At 65.5% G+C, this 24597-nt stretch carries 21 protein-coding genes; 8 read left to right on the top strand and 13 right to left on the bottom strand.

Annotated elements, in window-relative coordinates:
* Positions 1-258: 258 nt before the first annotated feature.
* Together M2334_RS15905 and M2334_RS15900 are read left to right on the top strand one after the other, a co-directional pair.
* Positions 259-1416, top strand: coding sequence for a M23 family metallopeptidase (locus tag M2334_RS15905; RefSeq protein ID WP_264595298.1), 1158 nt, complete (start codon positions 259-261; stop codon positions 1414-1416).
* On the top strand, positions 1355-1768 hold the full coding sequence (locus M2334_RS15900; RefSeq protein WP_264595297.1) for a bactofilin family protein: 414 nt from the start codon (positions 1355-1357) through the stop codon (positions 1766-1768). The genes M2334_RS15905 and M2334_RS15900 overlap by 62 nt, the downstream gene beginning before the upstream one ends.
* Before the next feature lie 32 nt (positions 1769-1800).
* Here the strand turns inward: M2334_RS15900 and M2334_RS15895 are convergent, their stop codons facing one another.
* Positions 1801-3381: a peptide chain release factor 3 gene (locus tag M2334_RS15895; protein ID WP_264605930.1), complete on the bottom strand. Its 1581-nt coding sequence runs from the start codon at positions 3379-3381 to the stop codon at positions 1801-1803.
* A 406-nt stretch (positions 3382-3787) separates the two neighbouring features.
* Here M2334_RS15895 and M2334_RS15890 point away from each other — a divergent pair, with 406 nt between their 5' ends.
* Entirely contained in the window at positions 3788-5890 is a 2103-nt protein-coding gene (locus M2334_RS15890; RefSeq protein ID WP_264605929.1) for a TonB-dependent receptor, read from the top strand.
* Between the two features lie 183 nt (positions 5891-6073).
* Positions 6074-6610 carry a hypothetical protein gene (locus M2334_RS15885; RefSeq protein WP_264605928.1) on the top strand — a complete coding sequence of 179 codons (537 nt, stop codon included), beginning with the start codon at positions 6074-6076 and terminating at the stop codon, positions 6608-6610.
* A 30-nt stretch (positions 6611-6640) separates the two neighbouring features.
* Here the strand turns inward: M2334_RS15885 and pheT are convergent, their stop codons facing one another.
* From pheT to rpmI, 6 genes are all read right to left on the bottom strand, one after another.
* Complete coding sequence (gene pheT, locus M2334_RS15880; protein WP_264605927.1) at positions 6641-9043, bottom strand: phenylalanine--tRNA ligase subunit beta; 2403 nt, start codon at positions 9041-9043, stop codon at positions 6641-6643.
* Positions 9040-9171 carry a hypothetical protein gene (locus M2334_RS15875; protein ID WP_264605926.1) on the bottom strand — a complete coding sequence of 44 codons (132 nt, stop codon included), beginning with the start codon at positions 9169-9171 and terminating at the stop codon, positions 9040-9042. Before M2334_RS15875 ends, pheT begins: the two co-directional genes overlap by 4 nt.
* Positions 9168-10280 carry a phenylalanine--tRNA ligase subunit alpha gene (gene pheS, locus M2334_RS15870; RefSeq protein WP_264571385.1) on the bottom strand — a complete coding sequence of 371 codons (1113 nt, stop codon included), beginning with the start codon at positions 10278-10280 and terminating at the stop codon, positions 9168-9170. The genes M2334_RS15875 and pheS overlap by 4 nt, the downstream gene beginning before the upstream one ends.
* Positions 10281-10369: 89 nt before the next feature.
* Positions 10370-11017 (bottom strand): choice-of-anchor C family PEP-CTERM protein, encoded by a 648-nt coding sequence (locus M2334_RS15865; protein ID WP_264571384.1) that lies wholly within the window; start codon positions 11015-11017, stop codon positions 10370-10372.
* Between the two features lie 150 nt (positions 11018-11167).
* Entirely contained in the window at positions 11168-11530 is a 363-nt protein-coding gene (rplT, locus tag M2334_RS15860) for a 50S ribosomal protein L20 (RefSeq protein WP_181560727.1), read from the bottom strand.
* 12 nt (positions 11531-11542) lie between these two features.
* Positions 11543-11746, bottom strand: coding sequence for a 50S ribosomal protein L35 (gene rpmI, locus M2334_RS15855; protein WP_014078133.1), 204 nt, complete (start codon positions 11744-11746; stop codon positions 11543-11545).
* Between the two features lie 214 nt (positions 11747-11960).
* Here rpmI and M2334_RS15850 point away from each other — a divergent pair, with 214 nt between their 5' ends.
* Positions 11961-12800, top strand: a complete 840-nt coding sequence (locus M2334_RS15850) for a universal stress protein (RefSeq protein WP_184117271.1) — start codon at positions 11961-11963, stop codon at positions 12798-12800.
* A gap of 39 nt (positions 12801-12839) precedes the next feature.
* Here M2334_RS15850 and M2334_RS15845 read toward each other — a convergent pair whose 3' ends face one another.
* Positions 12840-15617, bottom strand: coding sequence for a [protein-PII] uridylyltransferase (locus M2334_RS15845; protein WP_264605925.1), 2778 nt, complete (start codon positions 15615-15617; stop codon positions 12840-12842).
* Between the two features lie 69 nt (positions 15618-15686).
* Positions 15687-18272, bottom strand: a complete 2586-nt coding sequence (gene mutS, locus M2334_RS15840) for a DNA mismatch repair protein MutS (protein WP_264606102.1) — start codon at positions 18270-18272, stop codon at positions 15687-15689.
* A 197-nt stretch (positions 18273-18469) separates the two neighbouring features.
* Between mutS and M2334_RS15835 the strand changes: the two genes are divergently transcribed.
* The gene (locus M2334_RS15835; RefSeq protein ID WP_181560724.1) at positions 18470-20731 is read left to right on the top strand and encodes an NADP-dependent malic enzyme; all 2262 of its coding nucleotides are present in this window, start codon (positions 18470-18472) and stop codon (positions 20729-20731) included.
* A 59-nt stretch (positions 20732-20790) separates the two neighbouring features.
* Here the strand turns inward: M2334_RS15835 and M2334_RS15830 are convergent, their stop codons facing one another.
* Positions 20791-21558, bottom strand: coding sequence for a hypothetical protein (locus tag M2334_RS15830; protein ID WP_264605924.1), 768 nt, complete (start codon positions 21556-21558; stop codon positions 20791-20793).
* 113 nt (positions 21559-21671) lie between these two features.
* Positions 21672-22148 carry an outer membrane protein assembly factor BamE gene (locus M2334_RS15825; protein ID WP_264586382.1) on the bottom strand — a complete coding sequence of 159 codons (477 nt, stop codon included), beginning with the start codon at positions 22146-22148 and terminating at the stop codon, positions 21672-21674.
* A gap of 178 nt (positions 22149-22326) precedes the next feature.
* Here M2334_RS15825 and M2334_RS15820 point away from each other — a divergent pair, with 178 nt between their 5' ends.
* Positions 22327-22842, top strand: a complete 516-nt coding sequence (locus M2334_RS15820) for a ubiquinol-cytochrome C chaperone family protein (RefSeq protein WP_264595293.1) — start codon at positions 22327-22329, stop codon at positions 22840-22842.
* A gap of 4 nt (positions 22843-22846) precedes the next feature.
* Entirely contained in the window at positions 22847-23398 is a 552-nt protein-coding gene (locus M2334_RS15815; protein ID WP_264595292.1) for a YceD family protein, read from the top strand.
* 89 nt (positions 23399-23487) lie between these two features.
* Here the strand turns inward: M2334_RS15815 and M2334_RS15810 are convergent, their stop codons facing one another.
* Both M2334_RS15810 and M2334_RS15805 read right to left on the bottom strand, forming a co-directional pair.
* Positions 23488-24012 (bottom strand): hypothetical protein, encoded by a 525-nt coding sequence (locus M2334_RS15810; protein WP_264605923.1) that lies wholly within the window; start codon positions 24010-24012, stop codon positions 23488-23490.
* A gap of 122 nt (positions 24013-24134) precedes the next feature.
* Positions 24135-24563: a GFA family protein gene (locus M2334_RS15805; protein WP_264595290.1), complete on the bottom strand. Its 429-nt coding sequence runs from the start codon at positions 24561-24563 to the stop codon at positions 24135-24137.
* Between the last annotated feature and the right edge of the window lie 34 nt (positions 24564-24597).

The following is a 24597-nucleotide window of genomic DNA, read 5'->3' as shown; positions in this document are numbered from 1 at the left end:
ATTTATCGCGCCAACAAGCTCTGGTAGGCAGGCGTGACGGGGATCGCAAAATAATGCGACTCGACGCAGTGCCCGGTGGCGGTCTCGTGGCAATCGGACGCGAACCAACGCGGAACACGCGCCGCCGTTCCACTGTCACTCATCGACTCGTCGTGTCCACTTTTCGACTCATCGCAGCCCTCGTCGCCGCGATTCGCTTGCGCCCAGTCGCTCTGGTAGCCGCCGTGGCACTTCAAACGATATAGAACAGAGCAATCCTTGTCCGCTGACAAAACCAATTCCGGGGGTGTGATCGCACGTCTGCTGTCTCTCGCGCCCGAGCGGGAGATTTTTCTCCGCACTGGCGGACGCGTGCGCTTCATCCGTATCTCCACGCGCTTCCAGATCGTCGCGGCCAGCGCGCTCGCGGTGCTGGCTTTGCTCTGGGCCGTCGGCACATTCGCGATCCTGTGGAATCAGGCCAGCCTGCTTCTCGAGCGCGGCCATGTCGCGCGGGATCGGGCCGAGGTTCTCTCCCAGCAGGCCAAGGTGAAGGCCTATCGAGAGTCGGTGAACGATATCGCTCAGGATATCGAGCAGCGGCAGAAGGCCCTCGATGAACTGCTGCGCTCCAGCCTCGGTACGGGGATCGAAGAGAGCGGGGCGAACGCGCCCGCTGACGGTCCGGAGGTCAGCAAGCCGCTGAGCGCGGCGTCCCCCGAGGCCTCGCGGTTGGAGGCGCTACGGCGTCATCAGGAAGTGCTCGAGACGCGCCTGGCTGGCGCGGTCGAACATCGCCTTGCAGCGGTAGAAAAGGCGATCCGCAGTTTCGGCCTCGATCCGGCCCGCATGGCGGTGCGCGAGCGGGGGCAGGGCGGTCCCTTCATTCCCGTCGCCTCGATTGTCGCCGACCAGCCGGAGCTGCGGGATATCGCCCTGCTGCTGACCCGTCTCAACACCATGGAAGCTGCGCTGGCGGCGATCCCTTCCGGCAAGCCGACGGCCGCGCCGATGACCACCAGTTCTTATGGCTATCGGCGTGACCCCTTCAACGGCAGCCTCGCGTTCCACGGCGGCATCGATTTCCGGGGGCGCATGGGTCAGCCCATCCTCGCCGCCGCGCCCGGCACGGTGACCTTCGTCGGCACCAAGCATGGCTATGGCAATGTCGTGGAAGTCGACCATGGCAAGGGCCTCTCGACGCTCTATGCGCACCTCTCCGGCTTCAATGCCAAGCCGGGTCAGAAGGTGGCGCGCGGCACCCAGATCGCGCGAATGGGATCCACGGGCCGCTCGACCGGCACGCACTTGCATTTCGAAGTCCATGTCCATGGCGCGGCCGTCAATCCGCGTCCCTTTCTGGAGGCACGCAGGGATGTTCTCGAAGTCCAGCAAACGGCCAAGCGGCGCGTCGCCGACAGTGGCAACCGGGGCTAAGCACACGCCTTTCTCGATCCTCGGTAGCGATGTCAGGATCACGGGCAATCTGGAAGCCAGCGTGGATATGCACATCGATGGCACCATCGAGGGCGACATTGCCTGCGCGGCGCTGGTGCAAGGCGCCGAAAGTCGCATCGCCGGCCATGTGAAGGCCAAGAGTGCCCGGATCGGCGGCCTGATCGAGGGATCGATCACGGCAGAGGAGCTGGTGGTGGAGGCGACAGCCCGGATTACCGGTGATGTGAGCTACGAGCGCATCACCATCGCCACCGGCGGCCAGATCGACGGGCGCATGACGCATAGCGGCCAGCCGACCGAACTCAAGCTGATCAAGAGCGATGTCGGGTAAGTGAGCAGGGAGGCCGGGGCTAACCCCTCCGATCAGCGCTCGCGTGTGGCGCTGAAGCTGATGTCCGGGTTGCGCTCGGCCTGATAGCCCACATCCCATGCCGATCTGGCGAGGAAGACGGGGTTCTCGTCGCGATCCTTGGCCATGCTCGTCCGGTTGATACTGGCGAAGTCTTCCAGCTTCTTGGTCTCGCCGGTCAGCCAGCGGGCCGTGTCGAACGGCGCCGGCTCTAGCACCGCGCCGACCTTGTATTCCGCCTCCAGCCGGCTGATCAGCACGTCGAGCTGCAGCTGGCCGACCACGCCGATGATCCACTGGCTGCCGATCTCGGGATAGAAGACTTGGATGACGCCCTCTTCGGAGAGGTCGTCCAGCGCCTTGCGCAACTGCTTGGTCTTGGTCGGATCCTTGAGCGCGATGCGGCGCAGGATTTCCGGCGCGAAATTGGGCAGGCCGGTGAAGCGCACATCCGCCTTCTCGCTTAGCGTGTCGCCCACCCGCAGCGTGCCGTGATTGGGGATGCCGATGATGTCGCCGGGGAAAGCCTCGTCGGCAATCTCGCGGTCCTGCGCGAAGAACAGGATCGGCGAGTGGACGGCGATCGGCTTGCCGCTGCCGGAGGGCGTGAGCTTCATGCCGCGGCGGAACTTGCCCGAGCACAGGCGCATGAAGGCAATGCGGTCGCGGTGCTGCGGGTCCATATTGGCCTGCACCTTGAAGATGAAGCCGGTCACATCGCCTCGCTCGGGCTCGACCGGCGCGGGCTCGGCCGGCTGGGTGCGCGGCGGCGGGGCGTGGGCAGCGAGGGCGTCGATCAACTCGCCGACACCAAAGCGCTTGAGGGCCGAGCCGAAATAGACCGGCGTCAGGTCGCCATGGCGATAGGCGGTCAGGTCGAACGCGGCATAACCCGCCTGCGCCAGTTCGGCCTCTTCCCGCAGGCGCGCGAGGCCTGCGGCGGAGAGCACGGTCGCGAGTTTCTCATCGTCCAGGCCTGTGAACTGGGTGAAGCTGCCGTCGAACTCCTTGCTCGGGCCGACGGGCTGGTAGAGCCGGTTGGTGGCAAAATCGTAGATGCCCTCAAACTCGCCGCCCATGCCGACCGGCCAGCTCATCGGGCAGACATCCAGAGCGAGCGCGTCCGCCACTTCGTCCAGCAGGGAGAAGGTGTCGCGCCCCTCGCGATCCACCTTGTTGACGAAGGTGATGATGGGCACGTTGCGCAGGCGACAGACCTCGAAGAGCTTGCGCGTCTGCGGCTCGATGCCCTTGGCGGCGTCGATCACCATCACGGCGCTGTCGACGGCGGTCAGGGTGCGGTAGGTGTCTTCCGAGAAGTCCTCGTGCCCCGGCGTGTCGAGCAGGTTGAAAGTGATCACGCTGCCATCGGGCTGGGTGCGCTCGAAGGTCATGACCGAGCTGGTCACCGAGATGCCGCGCTGCTGCTCGATCTTCATCCAGTCCGAGCGCGCGCGACGATTGGCCCCGCGCGCCTTCACTTCGCCGGCAAGGTGAATGGCGCCGCCGGCGAGCAGCAGCTTTTCGGTGAGGGTCGTCTTGCCCGCGTCCGGGTGGGAGATGATCGCGAACGTGCGGCGGGAAGGGATCGTCATAGCAAGCGTCTTAATCCAGGGAGCGAGCGCGCCGGGCGTGGTCGGGCCGGCACAAATGTGGCGCTGCTATAGGGGCTGGGGCGGCGATCCTGCAAGGCGCGGCTTTGCACAGGGCGAGCGTGGCGTGGGGCACCGAAGGCGCGCGCCCTTCCTATCCGCGCACGAGCGGGCTGCATGGTGTTTCAGTCCTAGCTTGCACCAAGGGGGTTGACGTGCTGTCGGTAATCGATTGTACTGAAAGCCGGTTGATAGACGTAAATCGGGACGCCCCCGCGTCGCCGATGACCGTAGCATTTCGGTAACACTCCGCCATAAACTGGTCTGCGCGCGCATCGTGCGTTGGACATTGTCATGCATCTCTCTATGCAATCGATTGCTCGATTTTGTTTTTTGCAGGAGATGGATGATGAAGCGGCTTCACGCCGGTGTTGCGGTTTTGGCACTGATGGCTGTCATGGGTGCAGCGCCAGTTCGCGCACAGCAGACCACCACAAACAGTGTTGATACCGCGCCTGACGAAATCATCGTCACCGCTCAGAAGTCCGGTGTGCAGGCGCTGCAGGAAGTGCCGCTCGCCATCCAGGCGTTCAGCGGTGAGGACCTCAAGGAGCGCAACATCAACAATATCGCGGACCTCGCCACGGCGATTCCGGGTATTTCCGAGAGCCAGCGCCAGTCGGTCGCGTCGCGCTCGTTCAGCATCCGCGGCGCCGGCGCCGGCGCTGCCAATGGCGACTCGGCTATCGGCTATTATGTCGACGACGTGCCGTTCGTTGTCACCAACTTCGGCATTGCGCCGCCGATCCGCTTCCTCGACCTCGACCGCGTCGAGGTTCTGCGCGGTCCGCAGGGCACGCTCTATGGCCAGGGTTCGGCCGGCGGTGTGTTCATCTTCCACACCCGCGATCCTGACCTGACCGAGATCAAGTTCGCTGCCGAGGCGCAGGCCTCCCAGACGCGCGGGGCCGGTGGCCTCAACTATGGCGTCGCGGGCGTCGTCTCCGTTCCGATCATCAAGGACGTGCTTGCTGTCCGCGTCAGCGGTGGCCACTCCTATAATCCGGGTTGGGCGGACGAATATTATGGTGCGTTCGACGGCACGCCGGATCGCAAGGGTGTGAACGAGGTGCGCGACGACGACATTCGCGTGGTCGCGCTGTTCCGTCCGGTCGACAACCTGAATATCCGCGCGCAGTACTGGCATTTCCGTCCGCGCCAGCAGTTCCTGGGCGGTCTCGCCTCGACCCAGCCGCCTTATTACGCGAACACGGCGGCGCAGCCGAGCTTCGGCAATGGCGACTTCAAGCTTTACAGCCTGTCGGCCGGTCTGGACTTCGATACCTTCTCGATCTCCAGTGCGACCACGTATCTCAAGGGCAATTTCGGTATTTACGTGCCGATCGCGCCGGCGGGTGCCTTCTCCAGCCAGTTCTTCCCGGACATGTTCAGCCAGGAAGTGCGGATCAACTCCACGACCGACGGCCCGTTCCACTGGCTGCTCGGCGGCGCCTATCAGGACGGCAGCGGCCCGCAGGAAAACTATCTGCGTATCCCCGTTGCGGGTATCGACACCAATGCCGATAACAATACCATCACCAAGAACTGGGCGGTGTATGGCGAACTGGGTTACGACCTGTTCGACGGCAAGCTGCGTCCCCGGGTTGGCCTGCGCTATTATCATGACAAGCGCACGTTCGAAGACGCCAACACGACGAACACGAACAAGAAGAACGTGACGACCTGGCGCGTCAACCTCTCCTATGTGCCCAATGATGATCTGACGGTGTTCGCTACGGCGGCGACCGGCTTCCGTCCGGGCATCGTGCAGTCGCAGATCCAGGCGGACCTGCTTGCGGACGTCGGCATCCCTGCCGGCACCCAGACCCGTCCCGAAAGCTCGACCAACTATGAGGCCGGCATCAAGTGGCGCTCGCCCGATCGCACGCTCAACGTCGGGTTGAACTTCTACGTCAACAAGCTCGAGGACATGCTGACGCCGACGCCGACGCTTGACGCGAACGTTTCCGGTTTCTCGAACTTCGGTGACGGCACCAGCAAGGGCGTCGATATCGAGATGCGCTGGCGGACGCCTCTGGACGGGCTGACGCTGAGCGCAGTCGCGAACATCAACCAGGGCAAGTATGACACGGTCGATCCCGCCGTGCAGGCGCGCCTGCCGTACCTGCGTCCCGGTACGCGGCTGGTCAACACGCTCGAGGAAAATGCCCGCGTGGATGCGACCTATGAGACATCGCTTGGCGGTGACGTCAACGGTCTGTTCAACGTCGCATGGACCTACAATGGCAACCGCCTGCAGACCAACGGCGAGTATGTGAAGGCCTATAGCGTATACAGCGCCAATATCGGCCTGCGGTACAAGGCCTATGATCTGACGCTGTTCGGCGAAAATCTCGGCGATTATGATGGTGCTGTGCTCACGCTCAACACCTCCAGCATCCGGGTGACGCCGCGCACGATCGGCCTGCGCCTTCGCGTCAACTATCAGTGATCCTGCCACGGGCGTGGTGACACGCCCGGCAGTCACATGAAAAGGGCGGGCGCGGCGAAGGCTGCGCCCGCCTTGTTTTTGGGGCTATCCGCCGGCGGAGATTGTGCCCAGAGGTGGGAACCAGATGGCAGGGATCGCAATTCTGCAGGCACCGCAGCTGTTGCGGTCGGAGACACGGTCATCATGAACAAGCTCATCCGCGCCGCCCTTTTCAGCGCCGTTCTTGCGGCAACCCCCGCGCTTGCGCAGGACGAGCCCGAGAAGGAGGACAAGACAGCGCAAAAGGCCGGCGAGATCGTGACGCAGCCCGCGCGGGACGTGGGCATCGAGAAAACGAAAATCCCCGAGGTGCTGGCCCGCGCGGTCGAGCAACCCTATGCGCCGGCCGGCAAGGGCTGTCGCGCCGTGGTCGACCAGATCGCCGAGCTGAACGCGGTGCTGGGACCAGACTTTGACGCCAACAGCAAGGCCAATGAAAACAAGTTCGGCAACCTCGCGGCAGCCGGTGGCGCCGCGATCGTCAACTCGATCATTCCGTTCCGTGGCCTCGTCCGCGAGGTGAGCGGCGCGGCAGGGGCCGAGCGTCGCCTGCAGGCTGCCATCAACGGTGGCGTCGCGCGCCGGGGCTATCTGCGCGGGCTGGCGGTCAGCCGAGGCTGCAAGCTGCCCGTGCCGCCGGCGCCCGCTCCGGCCGAGGAGGAGAAGCGGAAAGCGGACTGATCACCCGGACTTCCGCCGCTCCTCTGGTTCTTATCCGCGCAGTGTCGCGCCCTGTTTGGTGGCTGCAGCCACCACGCGGTCGGCGATGGCCTTCAGCTCTTCATCCGTGAAGCTCTTCTCCCCGGGCTGCAGAGTCACTTCCACCGCGAGGCTCTTCTGCCCTTCCGGCACGCCTTGCCCGGCGAAGAGATCGAACAGGCGCGCATCGACGATGGCGTTCTTGTCCGCCCCCCGCACGGCGCGCACCAGCGCGTCGGCTTCCAGATCGGCTGGCACGAGGAAGGCAAAATCGCGCGTGACGGCCTGCAAGGCCGGCGGCGCATAGGCCGTGCGCATGAATGTGGTCTTCTTCGGCACCGGGATCGCATCGAGGTGAATTTCCGCTGCGACGACCGTGCCATCGAGATCGAAGGCGCGGGCGAGGCGGGGGTGCAACACGCCATAAGCGGCAAGCACATTTTTGGGGCCGAGGCGCAGCGTGCCGGACTGGCCGGGATGATAGGCATCGCCAGCCTCGCCCATCATCTGCAGGCGGCCCGCAGGCGCACCGGCGGCCGCCAGCAGCGCAATGACCTCCGCCTTGATGTCGAAGGCATCGAACGGGCGAGCCTTGCCGCCCTGCCAGCCGCGCGGGCTTTTTTCGCCGGCCATCAGGATGCCGAGGGTCAGCTTCTCGTCGCTGCTGCCATCATCGGCGCGGAAATAGCGCCGGCCGATCTCGAACAGGCGGATCGAGGATGCGCCACGATCGGCATTGCGTCGCGCGGCGGAGAGCAATCCGGCGAGCAGCGTCGGCCGCATCACCTTCATGTCTTCGCTGATCGGGTTGGCGAGCGTCCAATCGCCGCCACCAAAGGGCGCGGCTTCGCTTTCAGAAATGAAGGACCAGTTGATCGCCTCGTTAAGGCCGCGCGCGGCGGCCGCGCGCCGGGCGCGCCGCTCGATAAGCTGCAGTGGCGTCACGGTCGGGCGGGCGACCCCCGGTGTGCGGGGCAGGGGCACGGACGGGACGTTGTCCAACCCTTCGATCCGCACGACTTCCTCGACGATATCGGCGGTGCCGTGAATGTCGCGGCGCCATGTCGGGATGGTGATCCGCCAGTTGGCGCCGGCCTCCACGGTGAAGCCGAGCGCGGTGAGGATCGCCTGCTGGCGTTCGGCGCTTACCGTCATGCCGGCCAGCGCATCGACCATGTCGGGCCGATAGCCCTCGATGACGCGCGGCTCTGCCGGCGGAGTGCCGGCGCGCGTCGCCTCGGTGGGCGTGCCGCCGCACAAGGCGAGGACCAGCCGCGTCGCGATGTCCAGCCCCTCATCCAGGAACGCCGGGTCCACACCGCGCTCGAAGCGCTGGCGGGCATCGGAGGTGAGGCTGAGCGCCTGACCGGTCCGCGCGATGCTCTCGGGCGTGAAATAGGCGCATTCGATCAGCACATCGGTGGTGCTCTCCTGCGCGCCGCTATGCTCGCCACCCATGATGCCGCCGATATCGTGAACGGCGGAGGCGTCCGCGATCACCGTCATGCCCTCGGCCAGCGTATAGGTCTTGCCGTTGAGCGCCAGCACCTGCTCGCCGGCTTTCGCCTTGCGGGCGACGAGGCCGCCATCGAGGCGGGCCATGTCATAGACATGCAGCGGGCGGCCAAGGCCGATCATGACGAAGTTGGTGATGTCCACCAGCGCGCTGATCGGCTTCTGGCCGATGGCCTTGAGGCGCCGCTGCAGCCATTCCGGTGAGGCGCCGTTGCGCACGCCTCGCACCGCGCGGGCGTAGAAGGCCGGGCAGCCGTCCACATCGTCCGTGCGCACGTCCGGGCCTGCGCCCTGCGCGTCGATTGCCGGGAGCTGGCCGATGATATCATCGAGCGGTCGCAGCGTGCCAAGGCCCTTGGCGGCGAGATCGCGCGCGATGCCGCGCACGCCCATGCAATCCTGCCGGTTGGGCGTGACCGAGACCTCGATGACCGGATCGTCAAGCTGCGCATAGTCGGCAAAGCGCGTGCCGATGGGCGCGTCGGCGGGCAGCTCGATGATGCCCTCATGATCCTCGCCCAGCTCCAATTCGCGGGTGGAGCACATCATGCCGTTGGATTCGACACCGCGAATGGCCGCGACCCGCAGCACCATGCCATTGGCCGGCACGGTCGCGCCGGGCAGGCCGAACACGCCGATCAGGCCGGCGCGGGCATTGGGGGCGCCGCAGACGACCTGCAGCGGGCCGTCGCCCGCATCGACGCTCAGCACCTGCAGCTTGTCGGCCTGCGGATGCGGCGCGGCCGTGAGAACCTTTGCGACGCGGAAGCCATCGAGCTTCTCGGCGGGGTTTTCGACGCCCTCGACCTCAAGGCCGATATCGTTGAGCGCGCGCAGGATTTCCTCCAGCGAGGCGCTGGTGTCGAGATGGTCCTTGAGCCAGGAGAGGGTGAACTTCATGCCTGTTCTCCTAGGGAAATTACCATTCCGTTCGTGTCGAGCGAAGTCGAGACACCTGAGAACAGTGCTAATCGTGTCTCGACTTCGCTCGACACGAACGGGAAGTGGATGCGGTCGTATTGGCTCATGCGCCCACTCCTCCGCTCAGCGTAGGCACATCCAGCGCCGAGAAGCCGTAATGGCGCAGCCAGCGCAGATCGCCGTCGAAGAAGGCGCGCAGGTCGTTCATGCCATATTTGAGCATGGCGAGCCGGTCGACGCCGGTGCCGAAGGCAAAGCCCTGCCATTCGGCGGGATCGAGCCCACAATTGCGGATGACATTGGGGTGGACCATGCCGCTGCCGAGCACTTCCATCCAGCCGCCATTTTCCGCATCGCCGCTGCCGCCGATGACCCGCTGGCCCTTCTCGATGGTGTAGCCGACGTCCACTTCCACCGAAGGCTCGGTGAAGGGGAAGTAGCTGGGGCGCAGGCGCAGGACGATGTCCTCACGCTCGAAGAACGCCTTGAGGAAGGTCTCCAGCGTCCATTTGAGATGGCCGAGGTGGATGCCCTTGTCGATCACCAGACCTTCGATCTGGTGGAACATCGGGGTGTGGGTCGCGTCGCTGTCCGAGCGGTACACGCGGCCGGGCGCGATGATGCGGATCGGCGGTGGCGTGCTCGTCATGGTGCGGATCTGCACCGGCGAGGTGTGGGTGCGCAGCAACATCGCGGCCGGATTGCCATCGCCGCCGGTCGCGCGGGCATTGTCGCCGAAGTAGAAGGTGTCGTGCATCGCGCGGGCGGGGTGCGTCTCGGGGATGTTGAGCGCGGTGAAGTTGCGCCAGTCATCCTCGATCTCCGGGCCGGTGGCGACCGCGAAGCCCAGATCGGCGAAGATTTCGGCCAGCTCGTCCATCACCTGGCTGACGGGGTGAATGCTTCCCGGCGGCGGCAGGTCCACCGGCAGCGTCATGTCCAGCGTCTCGGAGGCGAGGCGGGCATCGAGCGCTGCCGTTTCAAGCGCGGTCTTGCGGGCGGCTATAGCGCTCGTCACGCTTTCGCGCAGGTCGTGGATCGCGGGGCCTTGCTGCTGGCGCTCTTCCGGACTCATCCGCCCCAGCGTCTTGAGCAGGGCGGTGATGGCGCCGCTCTTGCCCAGCGCGCTGACGCGCAGCGCTTCCACGGCATCGAGGGTGTCGGCGGCGGCGATGTCGGCGATGAGGCCGTCCTTGAGGGATGTGACGTCGGTCATGGCCGCGTCCGCTAGCCTAATTCACCGCAAACGAAAAGGGCGCCGGCACGCCGACGCCCTTTCCTTTGATGGTTGCGACCCGGTTTCGATCAGGAGAACTGAACGACCGACTGACGACGACGCAGCGTGCTGCCGATCAGCGCGAAACCGCCGAGCATCAGCGCCCAGGTCGTCGGCTCGGGTACCGGCACTGCGCTCATCGCGGTAACCGTCACGCCATCCAGCGCCGGGCCGGTCCAGGGCGAGTCGGTCATCGACGCAAAGCTGAGCGTCGTGAGGTTGCCCGAGGCCGTGAAGGTGTAGGTGTAGTTCGTCCAGCCCATATTGGTCTTCGAGAAGCCGGTATTGTCGAAGCTGAACAGCTGGCCGTCATTGCCTGTCGCGGCGACTTCCAACGTCTTGACCGCCGGCCCACCTTCGGGATTGCCGGCCATCAGGAAGTCGACATTGTAGGTCATGCCTTCGATGGTATCGAACGTCTGTGCGATCGCGCCCTGGGCGCTGCCGTTCAGATCGATACTGCGGCTGCCGCTGCCCGACTGCCAATAGCCGCCGATCAGCTCCACATTGCCGGAGGTGATGGTCCAACCCGTCAGGGCCGTGCTGTCGGTGCCCAGGCGGAGGAAATAGGTGCCTGGATCGTTACCGGTCTCGAAATCGCCGTTGATGAACGTTGCTGCCTGCGCAGCGGACGGGAGGGCGAGCGTCGCCGCGACCCCCAATAGCAGTCCCTTCATTTGGTTCTCCACTTATAGTCCCACGCACTCGCAATGCTGCAGTGCGGAAAAGGTTTCCGAAGCGTTAACCAAAATCCAGAGAGTCCCGAAATGATACAAAAAGGGCGCCGGAAGCATCCGACGCCCTCTTTGGGATGATTGTGCAGATGCTCAGGCTGCGGGCAGGGCCGCGCGCGCCTGGGCAATGATGCCCTTGAACACATCGCCTTCATGCATGGCGATGTCGGCCAGAACCTTCCGGTCCAGTTCGACGCCCGCCAGCTTGAGGCCGTGCATGAACTGGCCATAGGTCAGGCCTTCCATGCGGACAGCTGCGTTGATGCGCTGGATCCACAGGGCGCGGAAGCTCCGCTTCTTCACCTTGCGGTCGCGATATGCGTACTGGCCAGCCTTTTCGACAGCCTGACGCGCGATGCGGATCGTGTTCTTGCGACGGCCATAATAGCCCTTCGCCTGATCCAAAATCCTCTTGTGCTTCGCCTTGGTGGTTACACCGCGTTTGACACGTGCCATGTCGCCTGCTCCTTACTTGAGGCCGTAGGGCGCCCAGAGGCGCACGTGAGCGACATCCGCGTCGGAGAGAACCTCCGTACCGCGATTCTGGCGAATATACTTCGCGTTGTGGCTGATCAGGCGGTGGCGCTTGCCGGCGACACCATGCTTGACCTTGCCGGTGGCGGTGAATTTGAAGCGCTTCTTCACACCGCTCTTGGTCTTGAGCTTGGGCATTTTCGTCTCCTTTGTCTTAGCGCAAGCACCCCGGAGGATGCTCGCAGACGATTACGGACGAACACGGCAGCCCTTACTGGCCGGCCCGTCCTTGCGGTCTTCCATAGGACATGGAAGCGCGGGCGTATAAGCGCGGCCGCGCGCCGACGCAAGCCCCTTAGCTAAGGGCCTGATTTGACTCCGGTCAACGACTCCTCGCCCCCGTCGCATTAATATGGCACCAGTTTCGCACGATCCCGATGCGGTGAACAAGGAGGCTGCCATGAAGACGGTGATGGTTCTGATCCATGACGACCCGAGTCAGGAAGCGCGCCTGCAAACCGCGCTCGACATTGTGCGCGCGGTCGAGGGGCATCTGCTGTGTCTCGATGTCGTCCAGATTCCCATGATCGCCGACGGCTTTGGCGCGGGCGGCGGCACCGGCGTGCTGATGATGGATGAGCGCGACCGGGAGGACAAGAATATCGAGGCGCTCGAACCCCGGCTCGCCAATGAAGGCGTGAGCTATGAGTGGGCGCGCGTGCAGAGCCAGTCCGACGAGGGCATTACGGACAATGTCCGGCTGGTCGACATGATCGTCGTCGGCAAGCAGGCCTTCGGCGCGGTGAACGAGACCGGGGACACGGCCTCGCGTCTCGCGGCGCTGACCTCCGCGCCGGTCCTGCTGGTGCCGACGGAGCAGAAGCGCTTGGATCTCTTCGGCAAGGCGCTGGTCGCCTGGGATGGATCACGCGCGGCCGATGCCGCGCTGCGGGCGGCGATCCCGCTGCTGCGCATGGCCAGCGAGGTCGAGGTGGTGACGATCGGGGAAGGGGAAGGCGACCCGGACGAGGCGGCCGCCTATCTTGACCGGCATGGCTGCAAGGTCGTCAGCCGGCGCCTGCCCAAGGCTGGCGCGGTGAGCGACCAACTGATCGAGGCCATGCGGTCCTCCGGCGCGAGCTGGGCGGTGATGGGCTGCTATGGCCGCAGCCGCCTGCGCGAGCAGCTGTTCGGCGGCACGACGCGGACGCTGCTGGCCAAGGCGCCGATCCCGATCCTGCTTTCTCACTGAGACGCCAGCCGAGGCGCGCATCCCGCAATGGGGCGCGCCTCAGTTGGCCATGGCGAAACTGTTGGTGTCGATCAGTTCGCCGGCCTGATTGCCGGCGGCTTCGATCAGCCGCCGTTCGAGTGTGGCGAGGCGGGTCTTGCTCTCCAGCTTTCCGCCCAGAAGATCGGTCAGATAGAAGGTGTCGACGGCGCGCTCGCCGAAGGTGGCGACATGCGCGCTGTGGACCATGGTCTTGGACTGGAATAGCGCAAAGGCGAGGCTGAGCAGCAGGGCAGGGCGGTCGCGAGCCATGACTTCCACCACGGTGAAGCGGTTGGAGGCCTTGTTGTCGATGAGCACCTGCGGCACGATCTGGAAGGCTTCGGCCCGCCGACGGGCCAGCGGACGCTCGTCCAGCTTGTGCATCAGCTTGTGGCGGTTGAGCAGCGCGTCCTCGATATAGGTCTTCACCCGCTGCAACTGCTCGGGCGCATCGAAGCGCCCGCCAAGCGGGTCCTGCACCAGGAAATTGTCGAGCGCCGTGCCATCCTTGAGGGTGTGGATGCGGGCGTCGATGATGTTGCCGCCGGCCAGATGAATCGCCCCGGCGATCCGGTAGAACAGCCCGGGATGATCCGAGGCGTAGACGGTGACCAGCGTCGCGCCGCGCTCGGGATAGGAACGGGCATCGATGGAGAGATCGGACTGGCCGGCGTCCAGCAGATGCCGTGCGTTGCGCTCCAGGATGTCCTGCGATTCGGCGATCCAGTAGGATTGCGGGAAACGCTTCACCAGCCGGTCGAAGGCCTTGTCGTCCAGCGCCAGGCTCGCGCGCAAGGCGTCGCGCTTCTCCTCGATGCGCTCCTGACGGCCCCGCTGCTTGTGGCCGGGGCGGATGACCTCCTCGGCGGAGTCGTACAGCTCGGCGAGGAGCTGGCGCTTCCAGCTGTTCCACACGCCCGGTCCGACCGCGCGGATGTCGACGATGGTCAGGATCACCAGCAGCCGCAGCCGCTCCGGGCTCTGCACCACTTCGGCGAAGTCGAGGATGGTCTTGAAGTCCGAAAGGTCGCGCTTGAACGCGGTTGCGGACATCAGCAGATGGTAGCGCACCAGCCAGGCGACGGTCTCGGTCTCGGCATCGCTCAGGCCCAGGCGCGGGCAGAGCTTGGTCGCTACTTCCGCGCCGAGAATGCTGTGGTCGCCGCCGCGCCCCTTGGCGATATCGTGCAGCAGCACCGCGACATAGAGCACGCGGCGGGAGATGATCTTCTCGATGATCGCGCTCGCCAGCGGATGATCGACCTTGAACTCGCCCTTTTCGATCTGGGAGAGCAGGCCGATGGCCCGGATGGTGTGCTCGTCCACTGTATAATGGTGGTACATGTCGAACTGCATCTGCGCGACCACGCGGCCGAAGTCGGGCACGAAGCGCCCGAACACCCCGGCCTCGTTCATCCAGCGCAGCACCTTTTCCGGGTCGCGGGGCGAGGTAAGCACGTTCATGAACAGCGCATTGGCCTGCGGGTCTTCCCGCTCCTTGCGAGTAATCAGCACCGAATCGCGGTTGAGCGCGCGCATCGCATCGGGGTGGATCTCCAGCCCGTGCTTGTCCGCCAGCGAGAAGATCTCAATCATCCGCACCGGCTGCTCGCGGAAGAAATCATCCTCGGGAATGGTGATCCGGCCCCGCTCCAGCACGAAGCCATCGAGCTTGCGCGGGCGGTTGAACATCGCCGGGATGTAGCGCCGGCCGCGGCTGGCCATCTTGTCATCGAGGTGGGCGAGGAACACGCCGGTGAGGTCGCCCACCGTCTTGGCCATCAAAAAATAGAGGTGCATGAACCGCTCGACGGCGGAGCGCCCGCGCTTGGGCGAGAAGCCCATGCGCTCGGCGACTTCGATCTGCAGATCGAAGGTCAGGCGGTCCTCCGCGCGCCGGGAGATTTCGTGCATGTGGCAGCGCACGGCCCAGAGGAAATTCTCGGCCCGCTGGAACTGGGAAAGCTCGGCGCGGGTCAGCAGGCCCACGTCGACCAGCTCCGCGACGGTGCGCACCCGGTTCACATATTTGCCGATCCAGAACAGCGTGTGCAGATCGCGCAGGCCGCCCTTGCCCTCCTTGATATTGGGCTCGACGACATAGCGGCTGTCGCCCATCTGCTTGTGCCGGGCATCCCGCTCCGCCAGCTTCTCGGTGACGAAGGTCTTGGCGGTGCCCTGCATCACATCCTTGTCGAAGCGGGCGACGCACTCGTCGTAAATGCCCCGGTCGCCCCAGACGAAGCGCGATTCCAGCAGGGCGGTGCGGATGGTGAGGTCCGACTTCGCCATACGCACCGTCTCGTCAATCGAGCGGCTGCTGTGGCCGACCTTGAGGCCCAGATCCCACAGCGCGTAGAGCATGCTCTCGATGACCTGCTCGGTCCATTCGGTCGGCTTGTAGGGCGTGAGGAAGCCGATATCGACATCGCTATAGGGCGCCATTTCGCCACGCCCATAGCCGCCCACCGCAACCACGGTGAGCCGCTCGGACGCGGTGCGGTTGCTGATCGGGTAGAGGTGCTTCACCGTCGCATCGAAGAGCAGGCGGATGATCTGGTCCATCAGGAAGGCCTGCGCCGTCACGGCGTCGCGCCCGCGCGTCGGGTTGCGGGCGAGGCGGTGGGAGACTTCCTCCCGGCCCTTGGCAAGCGCCTCGCGCAGCGCCGCGACGATCACTTGCCGGCGCGCGGCGGTATCGCTCAGTTCCGTCAATTGGGCAGTGAGCGCATCGGCAATCTGGCGGCGATCAATGATCGCACGGCGGCCGGGCAGCGAATCGGGCACCTTGTTCATGGGTGCCATATAAGCGCGCTTTGCCGCAGTTGCAGGTGCAACCTCGGCATGGCGCGCAAATCGACGGGCTCAGGCGGCGGGCGCGGTTGCGATCTGCTTCAGCTGGTAGATGAGGTCGAGCGCCTCGCGCGGAGTGAGTGTATCGGCGTCGATGGCGTCCAGCCGGTCGCGCAGCGGGTCGGTGGCGACCTCTGGCGCGGCGGAGAGCGTGGCGGCGAACAGCGGCAGGTCATCGAGCCCCGCCGCGATGCCGCCGGTCTGCGCCTTGCCGGCCTCCAGCTTGCCGAGCACGGCCTTGGCGCGGGCCAGCACCGGGGCGGGCAAGCCTGCAAGCCGCGCCACCGCGATGCCGTAGCTGCGGTCGGCGGGGCCTTCGGACAGCTCGTGCAGCAGCACCAGATCGCCATTCCATTCCCGCGCGCGAACATGGTGGAGCGAGAGGGCGCCGAGGCGCTCGGCCAGGCGCGTCAGCTCGTGATAATGGGTGGCGAACAGGCAGCGGCAGGCATTGCTGTCATGGATCGCTTCCACCACCGCCCAGGCGATGGCGAGGCCGTCATAAGTCGACGTGCCGCGGCCCACTTCATCGAGGATCACGAAGCTGCGCTCGGTCGCCTGCGCAAGGATCGCGGCGGTCTCGATCATCTCGACCATGAAGGTCGAACGCCCGCGCGCCAGATTGTCCGAGGCGCCGACACGGCTGAACAGGCGGTCGACCAGCCCAAGGCGGGCGGCGCGTGCGGGCACGAAGCTGCCGGCCTGCGCGAGAATGACGATCAGCGCGTTCTGGCGCAGGAAGGTCGATTTACCGCCCATGTTGGGGCCAGTCACCAGCCACAGCCGATTGTCCGGCGTGAGCGTGCAGTCATTGGCGACGAAGCTGGTGCCGTCCTTCGCCAGCGCGGCCTCCACCACCGGATGGCGCCCGCCCTCGATGGCGATGCAGGGCTCTTCGGCGAAGACCGGTCGGCTCCAGCCGCCTTCGACAGCGCGCTCGGCCAGAGCCGCCGCCACGTCGATCCGGGCGAGGGCGTCCGCCGTGCGGGCGATGGCGGTGCGGCTGTCCATCACCAGCGTCACCAGTTCCTCGAAATGCGCCGCTTCGGCCGCCAGCGCATGGGCGCCGGCCTGCGTGACCCGGCTGGCCTGCTCGTGCAGGTCAACCGAGTTGAACCGCACGACTCCCGCCAGCGTCTGGCGATGGGTGAAGCCGCTGTCATTGGCCATCAACTGGTCGGCGTGACGGGCGGGCACCTCGACATGATAGCCGAGCACGCCATTGTGGCGGATCTTCAGCGCCGAGATGCCGGTCTGCTCGCGATAGCGCGCTTCTAGCGCGGCAATGGCGCGGCGTCCGTCGCCGGCCATGCGGCGCAGCTCGTCCAGTGCGGCATCATAGCCATCGGCGATATAGCCGCCATGCGCCGCTTCCGTCGGCGGGGCGGGCACAAGGGCGCGGGCCAGTTGATCGACCAGCGCGCCATGACCATCGAGCGATGGCAGCAGATCGTCGAGCAGGGGCGGTCGGTCGGGCAGCGCGCCCAGCCGCTCGCGCAGCGCACGGCCGCCGTCGAGGCCATCGCGCAATTGCCCCAGATCGCGCGGGCTGCCCCGGCCGATGGCGACGCGGCCGAGCGCGCGGCTCAAATCCGGCAAGGCGCGCAGGCGGGTGCGGACCAGCTCGCGCAGCGGCCCGTCATCGTGGAACCAGCGCACCAGATCGAGCCGGGCTTCCACCTTGGCGCGGTCCATCAAAGGCGCGGAGAGGTCCGCCGCGAGCAGGCGCGCGCCGGCGCCGGTTACGGTGCGGTCCACGGTGGCGAGCAGGCTGCCGGCGCGCTGGCCGCTGGCGGTCGTAACGATCTCCAGGCTCTCGCGCGTGGCCGGGTCGATGGCAAGGTGATCCTGCGCGCCAGCCCGCACCGGCGCGGTGAGGAAGGGCATGCGCCCCTTGCCGACATGCTCCAGATAGCCGAGCAGGCCCCCGAGGGCGGACAGCTCCGCGCGTGAGAAGCTGCCGAAGCTCTCCACCGTCTTCACGCCGAAATGGCGGCAGATGTCCGCTTCCGCCCGCGCGCTGTCGAAGCCGCGATTCTCGAAGGGGAGGGCGCCGGTCAGCCGATCGGCGAGGCTCGGCCGCGCAATGACTTCGCTCGCGTTGATCCGGGCCAGTTCCGCCTCGATGCCGCCGGCATCCACCGCCACCACGTCAAGCCGACCGGTGGAAATGTCGGCAGCAGCGACGGCATAATGGCCGGCGGCTTCACCCACGGCGGCGAGCAGATTGGCGCGGCGGCTGTCCAGCAGCGCATCCTCGGTCAGCGTGCCGGCGGTGACGAAGCGCACGATGGCGCGGCCGACCAGCGCTTTCGATCCGCGCGCCTTGGCCTGCTCGGGCGTCTCGGTCTGCTCGGCAATGGCGACGCGAAGGCCCGCCTTGATGAGTCGCGCCAGATAACCCTCGGCGCTGTGTACCGGCACCCCGCACATCGGGATTGGCTCGCCCTCATGCTCTCCGCGCGTGGTGAGCGCGATGTCGAGCACGGCGGCGGCGGTCCTGGCGTCCTCGAAGAACAGCTCGAAAAAATCGCCCATGCGGTAGAACAGCAGGTCGCCCCCGGCTTCCGCTTTGAGCGCCAGATATTGCGCCATCATCGGCGTGGGGCCGCCGGATGCGGCGCTGGCTTTGGAGGATTTGGCTGGCAGACTGGTCACGCGGTTGCGTTAGCAGGGGCTTTCGATCTCGAAAAGCCGGCGGTGGCGTTTCATCCACGGGGTTGTTCGTACCTCGCCTCTTGTGGAGCCGGGCGGAAAGTCGCTAGGGCGTTCCCAATTGCCGAGGAACCCTGCTGATGACCGATAAAGCCGCCATCGAATTCTCCGAGCGCGAGGCGCTGCTCTTCCATTCCTTCGGGCGGCCCGGCAAGATCGAGATCATCGCCTCCAAGCCGATGGCGACGCAGCGCGATCTGGCGCTGGCTTATTCGCCCGGTGTGGCCGTGCCCGTGCAGGCCATCGCCGATGATGCTGCCAAGGCCTATGACTATACCGCCAAGGGCAATCTGGTCGCGGTCATCTCCAACGGCACGGCGATCCTCGGCATGGGAAATCTCGGCGCGCTCGCCTCCAAGCCGGTGATGGAAGGCAAGGCAGTGCTGTTCAAGCGCTTCGCCGATGTGGACGCCATCGATCTGGAGCTGAACACCGAAGACCCGCAGGCCTTCATCGATGCGGTGGCGCTGCTGGAGCCCAGCTTTGGCGGCATCAACCTTGAGGACATCAAGGCGCCCGAATGCTTCATGATCGAGGCAGCACTCAAGGAGCGCATGAACATTCCGGTCATGCATGACGATCAGCATGGCACCGCGATCATCTGCGCCGCTGGCCTCATCAACGCCTGCTTCCTGACCGGGCGCGACATTCGCGAGACCAAGGTCGTCGTGAACGGGGCCGGCGCGGCGGCGATCGCGTGCACGGAGTTGATCAAGGCGATGGGCGTGGCGCATGACAATGTGATCATGTGCGACCGCGAGGGCGTGATCTATCAGGGCCGCACCCATGGCATGGACCAGTTCAAGTCCGCCCATGCCGCCCGCACCGAGGCGCGGACCCTGCACGAGGCGCTGAAGGATGCCGATATCTTCCTCGGCCTCTCCGCCAAGGATGCGCTGAAGCCCGAATGGATCAATGAGATGAAGCCGCGGCCGATCCTCTTCGCCATGGCCAATCCCGATCCCGAAATCCTGCCGCCCGTGGCCAAGGCCGCGCGCCCGGATGCGATCATCGCCACGGGCCGCTCGGATTATCCCAATCAGGTCAACAATGTGCTGGGCTTCCCCTTCATCTTCCGGGGCGCGCTGGACGTGCGCGCGACGGCGATCAACGAGGCGATGAAGATCGCGGCGGCGCAGGCCATTGCCGAACTGGCCCGTCAGCAGGTGCCCGAGGAAGTCGCGCTGGCTTATGGCACCAAGCACAGCTTCGGCGCGGATTACATCATTCCCGCCCCCTTCGATCCGCGTCTGATGGAAGTGGTGCCGGCAGCGGTGGCGCAGGCGGCGATGGAGTCGGGCGTCGCCCAGCGGCCCATCGAGGATATGGACGCCTATCGCCAGTCCCTGCGGGCGCGGCTCAATCCCACCACCTCCGTTCTCACCCTCGCTTATGAGGGCGCCAAGGCCAGCCCCAAGCGGGTCGTCTTTGCCGAGGCGGAGGAAGAGGTGGTGCTGCGCGCCGCGATCCAGTTCCGCGATGGGGGCTATGGCACGCCGGTTCTGGTCGGCCGGCAGGATGTCTATGATCGCCTGCGCGATCTCGGCGTGCGCGATCCGGAGAGCTACGAGCTGTATAACAGCGTCAATTCGCCGCTCGTGCCGCGCATGGTCGACATGCTGTACGAGCGCCTGCAGCGCCGTGGCTACCTCCGCCGCGATTGTGAGCGCATGGTCAACCGGGACCGCAACATCTTTGGCGCGCTGCTGCTGCAAATGGGGGAGGCGGACGCGATGATCACCGGCGTCACTCGCACCTACGCGCAGACGATGCGCGAACTGCGCCGCGTGCTCGACCCCGCCGAGGACCGCACGCTGTTCGGCATGCACATCCTCGTCGGGCGTAGCCACACCGTGTTCATGGCGGATACCACTGTCAACGAGCGGCCGAATTCCGCCGAACTGGCGCATATCGCCATCGAATCCGCCGCGCTTGCCCGGCGTATGGGGCATGAGCCGCGCGTGGCTTTTCTCTCCTACTCCACCTTCGGCAATCCGCACGGCAACTGGCTCGATAATATTCGCGGCGCGGTCCAGATCCTCGACGGAATGGAGGTGGACTTCGAATATGAAGGCGAGATGGCGCCCGACGTGGCGCTCAACCGGCGCGTCATGGCGAATTATCCGTTCTGCCGCCTGTCCGGCCCAGCCAATGTGCTGATCATGCCCGGCCTGCAGTCGGCCAATCTCTCGGCCAAGCTGCTGCGGGAACTGGGCGGCGACTCGGTCATCGGGCCGGTGCTGCTCGGGCTGAACCAGCCGGTGCAGGTGGCGACGATGGCCTCGACCGCCTCGGAGCTGGTGACGCTGGCCGTGCTTGCCGCTGGCGGGATCGCGCGCTAATCGTGATCGGGATCGGGTGAGCGCCGCCGGCTGAACCGCCGCGCAGCGCTCCCTTGGCCTTACAGGCAGCGCTGGAACGTCTGGGTGCGGCCCTTGATGGTGCCGTCGCGCAGCAGGATCGTGCCGTCCCGGCAGGATTTGCCATCTTGGGCCACGGCGTCGCCGACCACCACGATGCCGTGATAGGAGCCGGCCATCCAGTTCTGCGCATCGCCGCTCTTGACGGCGAGGCCCACAGCGCGATCGACGGCCGGGATCAGCAGGAAGTTGCCGGACTGGACGATCGCCTCATCCGGGGTCGCGCTCGGGAGCGTCGGCGCCTCATCGGACTTGGGCGCAATCGCCTGGCCCTGCGCGATCGGCACGGTGGCCTGTTTCGCCGGTGCAAAAGCGGGGGCCGTCGCGCGCTTTTCAATCACGGCGGAGAGAAACGGCGCAGGACGGTCGGCGGGGATCAGGATCGGCTGCTGGCCGGCGGGCGTCGCATCTTCGCTTTCGGTCGCGCGGGGCGCATGATCGATGATCGCTGCCGATACCGTCTCACCGCCCCAGATCGGCCCGCGTGCCGACCATAGCCAGCCGGCCAGGGCGATCACCAGCAATGAGATGCTGACCATGCCTGCCGCGATCAGGAGCTTTTGGGCAAGGCCGGGCCGGGCATCCACACCGCTTCGCGCGTAAAGCTGCTCGCTCGCGCGGTCGAAGCCGATCTCCAGCGACCCGATGGCGAATCGCCAGCGGCTCCGGCTGGCCTTGTAATGGCCGACTGTCTCAGTCCGTCGCGCGTAAGTCCGCTCGAGCGGCTGCAGATCGCCAATATGCTGCATGACCACGCTCCCGCTATACAACGATTTGAAGCGATGACGCGGTTAATGCAAGCTAAACCAGTCCGCCGGGTGCACGAACCGGCGCCGGATTACGACGGGCCTGCGGGGCTGAATTACTGAGACGGCCCTGCTGCTCCGGCCCCGCCGGCGCCAACCGCGCCGATATTGCCGAAGATTTCATCAAACAGGCTGCGCTTGCGGCCGAGCGTCGGCGTCGTGGCCCCGGTCGGCGAGATATTGGCGACCTGATCGAGTGTGGCGTTGCGATCGATCGTGGCGACATTGCCATTGGCATCGAACTGCACAGTCACCAGCGTCTGCGCGGTCGGGCGCGGCGAGGCGAAGGCCAGCGAGCGCGTGTCGCGCGCCACATAATACCAGCGCTCCGGGCCGAACTGGGAGACGAAGGTCGGACGACCCAGCGCGCCTTCCACGGACGCCTTGTTGTCCACGCCCGGCAGCACCGAACTCACGATCAGATCGTCGATCATGAAGCCCTGATGCGCGCGGATGCGGGTGCAGCCGCCCGCCAGCAGAAGGATGGCCGCTGCGCCCACGACCAGAAACGGCCGCCTCAAGCCACGCTGCATTCTCGTCTCCTGCCAATCATGCGGTCAAAAACCGGACATCCAATCAAAAAAGCGTCGCATCGCCTAACCCGCCCATTGCATTGCCAGCCGCCGCAATCAATATGCAAGTGCTGGCGCGGGCCAATGGTTGATCGGTCCCGTCCGCGCTTTCCTGTGCCGCCGCAAAGCTGAACCGAGCATGAGCCTCTTATCCAATCTGTTTTCCCGCAAGGATGATCGCGCCTATCTGCGCCCGCTGTACGAGGCCGTCGTCGCGACGGCGCGGGAGCCGCATTGGTATATGGAAGGCGAGGTGGGGGATACGCTGGATGGCCGATTCGACATGGTGGCGCTGGTGCTCTCGCTGGTGCTGCTGCGACTCGAGGCGCTGGAGGCGACCAACGATTCGGCGCGGCTGACCGAACTGTTCATTGACGATATGGATGGGCAGATCCGCCAGATCGGCTTTGGCGATGTGGTCGTGGGCAAGCAGATCGGCCGCATGGTCGGCGCGCTGGGTGGCCGGCTTGCCGCCTATCGCGCGAGCTTGCAGGGCGAGGCTTCGCTGAGCGAGGCGCTGGTGCGCAACCTGTATCGTGGCGAGGCGCCGGCAGCGGATGCACTGGCTTATGTCGAAGCGCAGGTGCGCATGCTGGCCGCGACGATCAACGCATGCAGCCGCGACGCGCTGCTGGCCGGCCAGTTGCGGGGGTGATGCCGTGAGCGAAGCGACGTCAGGCGCCGCGCCGGAATTTTCCCGCATTCTGCGTCTCAATGAGCTGGGTGACGGGCGGCGGGACCGCACCGTCGAGGCCGATGCCGCAGAGCGGGCCGCGCTCGCGCGCCGCTTTGGCCTGCGCAGCCTCGATCGGCTGGAGGCGCAGGCGCATGTCGCGCCGGACGCCGGCGGCTGCCGGGTGACCGGGCGCGTGCGCGCCTCGCTGGTGCAGGCCTGCGTCGCAACCGACGAGGATGTCCCCGCAGAGCTCGACGTGCCGATGGACGTGCGATTCGTGCGCGGTCTCGACGAGAACGGCGAGAGCGACGCAGAAGAGATCGAACTGCGCGAGGAGGATTGCGATATCCTCCCGCTGGAGGACGAGCGAATCGATCTTGGCGAAACGGTCGCGCAGACGCTGTTCCTGAACCTCGATCCCTATCCCCGCGTCGCGGATGCCGACGAAAAGCTGCGCGCGCTCGGCGTGCTGAGCGAGGAAGATGCCGGCCCCTTCGCGGCGCTGAAGGGCTTGAAGCTTGGTGGCGCCGCTTAGGCGGCATGGACAATTTGGCCGGACGGATTTTCCGCTATTGAGCGGTCCAGAATGCGCGACCAAGGGCTAAATTGGCGCCGGGAACCGACCTAGGATTGCTCGCCGAAGTCTGACGCAATCAATTTCTCAATTAGATCGTCATCTAGGTTCATGATTGCCTCGGCGATCCTTTGATGCCCTTTCGCTACCGCCAGCGCTGAGAACGCCGATAGTAGCACTGGCTCGTTCCAATCCTCACGGCGATGGAGCGCTACGCAATCCGTCAATCTGAATATTGCGTCGCTATACGTCGCTGCAAGGTGACCTGGTATCTGCGGACCATTTCCCTTGTTTCGGGCGATCTCGATCGCCGCAGGCAGCTGAAAAAATCTGAAGTCGAGCGGCCCGGTAGCTTTGCAGGCAATCTCGACGATATGGGGCACCGCTGCATATGAGGCGTCGAACACGTCGTCTTGATGGCACAGGCTTGACCAAAGAGTGAACCACGGCTCGCTCTTATAATTGTCTTTCGGATCAGTCGTTCGAGCTAGTTGGCGAAGTAGCTCTGGGATATCGGCGGCGCTTCCGTGGGCATGCGTCAGCGCGGACCATCTGGGATCGTCGAGTTCGAGCATGATCGATGCCTAAACCGACGAGGGTAGGTCCGCAATGTCGTTGTGTCCGGTCAGTCCGCCTCCGGAAAAAGAGCACAGTAGCCGCCGTCCTACGAACCTTGGCGCTTGCCCACGCCGTCGAGCTAGGCCCAATCCGCCGGGACGAACCGCAGCATACCCGCGATCCGTGACACGCCGGTGTCGGAGGGATGCGCCACCCCGTCATTCACGATAACCTCGGCAAAGTCGAACGGGCTGATGCCCGACAGGCAGGCGACATTGACGCCATATTCATGGGGGTTCGAGCGGCGTCGGTGGTGGGTGTAGATGCCGCAGGTTCCGCAGAAATGGTGCTGTGCGGTTCCGCTGTTGAAGGTGTAGGAGCGCAGCGACTCTTCGCCCGCCGTCACTTGCAGGTCTTCGATCCGGGCTGAGACCGCGATGGCGCCGCGCATCCGGCAATATGAGCAGGTGCAGCGGCGCGCCGAGCGCAGGCCGTCCTTCAGGCGCACATGAAAGCGCACGGTGCCGCAATGGCAGGCGCCATCGATCTCACTGACATTCAGGTCCATGCTTCGTTCCTCTTTCGTTCGCGCGGTTGCCATG

Source organism: Sphingobium sp. B11D3D, assembly GCF_025961755.1.
In the GTDB taxonomy this organism is placed as follows: Bacteria; Pseudomonadota; Alphaproteobacteria; order Sphingomonadales; family Sphingomonadaceae; genus Sphingobium.
The sequence above is the reverse complement of the archived record's forward strand: the minus strand, read 5'-3'. Positions and strand labels throughout refer to the sequence as shown.